This is a genomic window from Streptomyces sp. JK94 (assembly GCF_053613315.1).
Genome location: NZ_JBSICH010000068.1, coordinates 1 through 7,296 on the forward strand (window position 1 = coordinate 1; position 7,296 = coordinate 7,296).

Below are 7,296 nucleotides of genomic sequence, written 5' to 3' on the forward strand. Positions count from 1 at the left end.
GGAAGGGGTAGGTGGGGAGGTCGACGCGGTGGGGCCGGGTGCCTTCGTAGTACGCGTCCCAGTCGACGCCGGCGCCCAGCGCCCACGCCTCACCCAGCGACAGGGTGAACCGCTCCAGCCCGCCCTCGTCACGGCGCAGCGTCCCCACCACACCGGCCCGCACCCCCGCGTCCTCGATCGTCTCCTGCACCCCCGTCGCCACCACCGGATGCGCACTCACCTCCACGAACACCTGGAAACCGTCCGCCAGCAACGCACGCGTCGCCGCCTCGAACTCCACCGTCCCCCGCAGATTCCGATACCAGTACCCGGCATCCAGACCCGCCGTGTCGATCGCCTCACCCACGACCGTCGAGTAGAACGGCACCTCACACGACCGAGCCGCCACCGGAGCCAGCAACTCCGCCAACTCCCCCTCGATCCGCTCCACATGAGCGGAGTGCGACGCATAGTCCACCGCGACACGACGGGCCCGCACCCCCGCCCCGTCGCACACGGTCACGAACTCGTCCAGAGCATCCGCATCACCGGACACCACCACCGACGACGGACCATTCACCGCCGCCACACCAATACGGCCCTCGTACTCCGCCAGCAGCCCACGCACCTCGTCCACACCACGCGCCACCGACACCATGCCGCCCAGCCCCGACAACGCACGCAGCGCCCGCGACCGCAACGCCACCACCCGGGCCCCGTCCTCCAACGACAGACCACCCGCCACCACCGCAGCAGCGATCTCCCCCTGCGAATGACCCACCACCGCAGCCGGCACGACACCCCGCGAACGCCACACCTCGGCCAGCGACACCATCACCGCCCACAACGCGGGCTGCACCACATCCACCCGCTCCAGCGACGCCGCACCCCCCACACCACGCAGCACATCCAGCAACGACCACTCCACAAACGGAGCCAACGCCCCCGCACACTCCGCAATCCGCGCCGCAAACACAGGACACGTATCAAGCAACTCCACCGCCATCCCGGCCCACTGCGAACCCTGACCCGGGAAAACGAACACCACACCCCCCAAACCCTCACCCGCAACACCCTCCACCACCCGGGCGGACGGCCCACCCACCGCCAGCGCGTCAAGACCGGCGAGCAATTCCTCCACGTCGCGGCCCACCACCACCGCCCGCTCACTCATCGCCACCCGCGTCACCGCCAGCGAATGCGCCACATCCACCACTCGCACATCCGACCCGCGCACCGACACCGCCAACCGCGCCGCCTGCTCCGCCACCGCCGCACGGGACTTGCCCGACACCACCCACGGCCACCACCCACCCGCGTCCTGAACGGGGACGGGGGCCTCGGGTACGTCCTCGGCCGGGGCCTGCTCGAGTACGAGGTGGGCGTTGGTGCCGCTGACGCCGAAGGACGACACGGCGGCGCGGCGCGGACGGCCGGTCTCCGGCCAGGCGGTGTGCTCGGTGAGCAGTTCGACTCCGCCGTCCTCCCAGTCGGCGTTCGGGGTGGGCGCGTCGATGTGGAGGCTCTTGGGCAGGACGCCGTGGCGCATGGCCTGCACCATCTTGATCACGCCGGCGACGCCGGACGCGGCCTGGGTGTGCCCGGTGTTGGACTTCAGGGAGCCGAGCAGCAGCGGTCGTCCGTCGCCCCGGTCGCGGCCGTAGGTGGCGAGGAGTGCCTGCGCCTCGATGGGGTCGCCGAGGGTGGTGCCGGTGCCGTGCGCCTCGACGGCGTCGACCTCGGCGGAGGTGAGACCGGAGTCGATGAGGGCCTGCCGGATCAGCCGCTGCTGGGAGGGGCCGTTGGGGGCGGTCAGGCCGTTGGAGGCGCCGTCCTGGTTGATGGCGGAGCCGCGGATCACGGCGAGGACGGGGTGGCCGTTGCGGCGGGCGTCGGACAGGCGCTCCAGCAGGATCAGACCGGCGCCCTCGGACCAGGCGGTCCCGTCGGCGGCGGCGGCGAAGGCCTTGCAGCGGCCGTCGGCGGCCAGACCGCGCTGCCGGGCGAACTCGGTGAACATCTTCGGCGTCGACATGACCGTGGCGCCGCCGGCCAGGGCCAGGGAGCACTCCCCCTGGCGCAGGGAGCGCACGGCCAGGTGCAGCGCCACCAGCGAGGAGGAGCAGGCGGTGTCCACCGTGACGGCGGGGCCCTCGAAGCCGTACGTGTAGGACAGGCGGCCCGAGGCGACGGCGACCGTGTTGCCGGTGAGCAGGTGTCCGGCGACCTCCTCCTGGCGCCCCCGTGCGGCACCGTCGTAGTCGCCGTGCCCGGTGCCGACGAAGACGCCGGTGGTGCTGCCGGCGAGTGCGTCGGGTGCGATCCCGGCGCGTTCCAGCGTCTCCCAGGAGGTCTCCAGGAGCAGGCGCTGCTGCGGGTCCATGGCGAGGGCCTCGCGCGGGGAGATCCCGAAGAACGCCGGGTCGAACTCGCCGGCGTCGTGCAGGAAGCCGCCTTCGCGCGCGTAGGTGGTGCCGTGGCGGGCGGGATCGGGGTGGAACAGGCGGTCGAGGTCCCAGCCGCGGTTGGCGGGGAACGCGGAGATGGCGTCCACGCCGTCCCTGGCCAGCTCCCACAGTTCCTCGGGTGAGCGCACACCGCCGGGGTAGCGGCAGGCCATGGCGACGACGGCGATGGGCTCGCGGTCCCGGTTCTCGGCCTCGCCCAGTTGCTGACGGGCCTCCTGGAGGTCGGCCACGGCCCGCTTGAGGTACGCGCGGAGCTTGTCCTCGTTCGACATCAGGTGCCCACCTCTCCATGAGATTCCGGAATGCGCGAGAAGCGAAGAGCGGCGATTTCCGGATTCCACGCCCCGACACTGCTGGATGTGCCGGCGGGCGCGGCGCCCGTCCGGCAGATCCGGTCCGGGGCGACAGGCCGACCCGGTCCGGGGGCCAGTCTGGCCGTCCCGGACTGCGGGTTTCCCTAAAGTGCGTCGAGGGGGGTACCAAGCCGGAAGGCCCCGGTCCGTGGTGGGGCACGGGACCGGGGCCTTCCTGGCGGAGTACGGTCAGCCGACCACCGGACCGGGGCCTGCCGAACGGAGTGCGGTCAGCCGGCCACGGCCGTTTCCCGCGGGGAGGGGGCGTCGGAGCTGGCGGTGCCTTCCAGGGCGGTGAGCCACTCCTCCACGAGGTCGGCCGCGGGGCCGGAGTCCTCGCGGATGAGGGAGAGGTGGTCGGCGTCCAGGGGGCGCACGGTGGCGTCCGGGACGACCGGCTCGTGCAGGCGCTCGGGGTCGGGAGCGGGAACGCCCTCGATGAGCGCCCGGGTGCACTTGATCTCCAGGACGGGCGCGGTGGTGGGGTGCACGTCGAGCGCGTTGAGCAGCACCATCCAGCGGCCCATGGCGGACAGCCGGGAGTTGGTGAGGCGCACCGGGGAGTCGTCCACGGCCGTGAAGTTGAACTTCATCATGCCGTTGTAGTCGACGCCCTCGTCGCTGTGGTGCCGGATGCTGAGGGTGTCGAGGAGGACGACGGCGGCGGGGCGGATGCCCCAGGTGCTCTCCAGGACGCCGGCGGCGGCGTAGGCGAGGGAGCCGCCGGAGGAGTGGCCGACGAGGACGAAGGGCTTGCCGTCGGCGGCCTGGAGGGTGCTCTCGGCGATGACCCGGGCGGCCGCCTCGGGGTGGGCGGGCAGGGCCTCGCCGGTGTTGAAGCCGATGAGGGGCAGGGCGGTGACGTCCCGCTTGCCGCGGAAGTGGCCGGAGAGGGTGGCGTACTGGTGGACGCCGCCGTTGGCGGTGGGGGCACTGACGCAGACGAGCCGGGACGGGGCGGGTCCCTCGGCGAGCGTCACCGGCCAGGGCAGGTCCTCGAGTTCGGCGGTGACCTCGAAGGAGGGGCGGAGCGCGGCGACGGTGGCGAGCATCCGCTGGGCCTCGCGGAGCTTGCCCTGGGCGAGGCCGTCGAGGAAGAGGCGTTCCATCGAGTCGTTCTCGGCGGGGCCACCGCCGGCGCCGGTCTGCGGGGCGGCGCCGCCCTGGGCGCCGAGTTCGGTGCGCAGCCAGGCGGTGAGGCCGCTCGGGGAACCGCTGTCGTAGACGATGCTGGCGGGGAGCTGGAGTCCGGTGGCCTCGCTGAGCTTGCGGCGCAGTTCGATGCCGATCAGGGAGTCGAAGCCGAGTTCCAGGAAGTCGCGGTCGGGGTCGACGTCGGCGGTGTCGGTGTGCCCGAGGAGTTCCGCGGCGCACGCGACGACCAGGTCGAGGAGGGCGGTCTCCTGCTCGGCGGGGCCGAGGGAGGCCAGGTTCTCCCGGAAGGAGGCCGGTTCGGCGGTGCGGGCCGGGTGCGGGGCCGCGGCCGAGGTGGTGCGGCGCGGGGTGCGGACCAGGCCGCGCATGAGCGGCGGTACCTCGTCGGGGTGGACGATGCCCTGGGGCGTCGCCAGGGCGGTGGCGACCACCAGCGGTGCGTCGAGGTGCAGGGCGGTGTCGAGGAGGGCGAGGGCACGGTCGTGGGGCAGGGTGTCGATGCCGCCGGAGCGGATGCGCTGCCGGCCGGCGTCGGTGAGGAGGTCGCCGGCCATGCCGTCGTCGAGGTCCCAGGCTCCCCAGGCGACGGACAGGGCGGGCAGGCCCTGGGCGGCGCGGTGCTGGGCGAGGGCGTCGAGGAAGCAGTTGGCGGCGACGTAGTTGGCCTGCCCGGCGCGGGCGGTGACACCGGAGATGGAGGAGTAGAGGACGAAGGCGTCGAGGCCGAGGTCCCGGGTGAGGTCGTGCAGGTGCCAGGCGGCGTCCACCTTGGGCCGCAGGACGGCCGTGAGGCGTTCGGGCGTGAGCGTGGTGAGCACGGTGTCGTCCAGGACTCCGGCCGCGTGCACGACGCCGGTGAGGGGGTGGCCGGCGGGGATGTCCGCGAGCAGCGCGGCCAGGGCGTCGCGGTCGGTGACGTCGCAGGAGGCGAGGGTGACGTGGGCGCCCAGCGCCTCCAGTTCGGCACGGAGCGCGTCGGCGCCGGGGGCGTCCGGGCCGCGGCGGCCGGCCAGCAGGAGCCGGGTGACGCCGTGGCGGGCGACCAGGTGGCGGGCGGTGACGGAACCGAGGGTGCCGGTGCCGCCGGTGACGAGGACGGTGCCGCCGCGGGCACCGCCGAAGACGTCGGGGAGTTCGGGGCCGTCCTGGGCGGCGGGCGGGTCCAGCGGGGTGAGCCGTGCGACGAGCACCCGTCCGTCGCGGACGGCGGCCTGGGGTTCGTCCACGGCGAGCACGTCGTCCAGGGGAAGCCGGGCGCCCGGTTCCAGGTCGACGAGGGCGAAGGCACCGGGATGTTCGACCTGGGCGGTGCGGATCAGGCCCCACACGGCGGCGCCCGCGGGATCGACGGCCGGGTCGCCGGGCCGGGCGGCGACGGCGCCGCGGGCGACGAAGACGAGGCGGGACCCGGTGGGCCGCGGGGTGCCGAGCCACTCCTGGAGCAGTGCGAGGGCGGCCCGGGCGGCTGCGTGGGTGCCGGCCGCCGGATCGTCACGGGGACCGGCGGCCTCGGCGTCGTCACCGCCGGGCATGGGCACGAGGACGAGGGTGTGGTCCTCGGTGACCTGCGAGAGCGAGGCGAGGGTGGTGCCGGTGGCGAAGGGGTCGGTGCCGAGGGCGACGCGGGGGCCGGTGGCGGCGGGCACGGTCCCGGGGTCGGCGGGGACCCACTCCAGGCCGAGCAGGGAGGCACGGTCCGCGGCCCCGGGCCCCAGCAGGCGGGCGGCGGACGAGGGCCGCAGGGCCAGCGACTCGACGGAGAGGACGGGCCGTCCCGCGGTGTCGGCGGCGGCGATGGACACGGTGTCCTCGCCGGCCTTGGCGATGCGGACCCGCAGCCGGGCGGCACCGGAGGCGTGCAGGGTGACACCGGCCCAGGAGAACGGCAGCAGCCCCTGGTCGGCGTCCTTGAGGTCGACGTACTCCACGGCGTGCAGGGCGGCGGTGAGCAGCGCGGGGTGGAGACCGAACAGGGCGGTCTCGTCGGTGCGGCCGGGCAGTTCGAGTTCGGCGAAGACCTCGTCGCCGCGTGTCCAGGCGGCGCGCAGGCCCTGGAAGAGGGGGCCGTACTCGGTGCGCTCGTAGAAGCCGGCCAGGTCGACGGGGTCGGCGTCGGCGGGCGGCCAGGCAGGGGTGTCGAAGGGGACGACGTGCTCGCCGGGGGTCAGTACGCCGGTGGCGTGCTGGGTCCAGGGTGCGTCGTCGGCGGCGTCGGCGGGCCGGGTGTGGATGCCGAGCGGGCGTCCGCCGGAGACGTCGGGGGCGCCGACGCGGACCTGGACGGTGACGGCGCCCTTCGGGTCGAGACCGAGGGGGGTGGTGAGGGTGAGTTCCTGCACGCGTCCGCACCCGACCTGGTCGCCCGCGCGGACGGCCAGTTCCAGGAAGCCGGTGGCGGGGAAGAGGACCACACCGCCCATGGTGTGGTCGGCCAGCCAGGGGTGGGTGCGCAGGCCGAGGCGTCCGGTGAGGAGGACGCCCTCGGCGCCGGCGAGGGAGACCGCGGCGCCGAGGAAGGGGTGCCCGGCCGGGGTGAGGCCGGCGCCGGGGATGTCGGCGGCGTGGGCGAGGGGACGCGGCCAGTAGCGGCGGTGCTGCCAGGCGTAGGTGGGCAGGTCGACGCGGCGGGCGCCGGTGCCGTGGAACCAGGCGGCCCAGTCGACGCGTACGCCGCAGACGTGGAGTCGGGCGAGTCCGGTCAGCAGGGCGTGCTGTTCCGGGCGCGTGGACCGCAGGGCGGGCACCGCGACGCCGTCCGCGGCTCCGTCACGGCTGTCGAGGGTCTGTTGGGTGAGGGCGGTGAGGACGCCGCCGGGACCGATCTCCAGGAACACGTCGGCACCGGCCCCGGCGAGGGCCCGTACTCCGTCGGCGAACCGGACGGTCTGCCGGACATGCTCCACCCAGTACCCGGGAGTGGTCAGCTGCCCCGGCCCGGCCACCGCACCGGTGACGTTCGAGACGACCGGGACACGCGGTTCGGCATACACCAGCCCCTCCGCCACCCGGCGGAAAGCCTCCAGCATCGGCTCCATCAACGCCGAATGGAAGGCATGACTGACCGACAACCGCTGAACCTTACGCCCCTCACCCCCGAACGCGTCCGCCAGCGCACCCACTTCCGCCTCGGACCCCGCGACGACCACGGACTCCGGGCCGTTGACCGCCGCCAGAGACAGGCCGTCGGTCAACCGCTCGACGATCTCCGCCTCGGTGGCCTGCACGGCGACCATCGCACCACCGGCGGGCAGCTCCTGCATCAACCGCGCCCGAGCCGCCACCAACGCGCACGCGTCCTCCAGCGAGAACACCCCCGCCACATGCGCCGCCGCGATCTCACC

At 74.1% G+C, this 7,296-nt stretch carries 2 protein-coding genes; both read right to left on the bottom strand.

Annotated features, from left to right (window positions below; translation table 11 throughout):
* On the bottom strand, positions 1-2,719 hold a 2,719-nt coding region (locus ACVV2G_RS32970), incomplete at its 3' end, for a type I polyketide synthase (protein WP_453846444.1).
* A gap of 311 nt (positions 2,720-3,030) precedes the next feature.
* The coding region (locus tag ACVV2G_RS32975) for an SDR family NAD(P)-dependent oxidoreductase (protein ID WP_453846445.1) at positions 3,031-7,296 on the bottom strand (4,266 nt) is incomplete at its 5' end.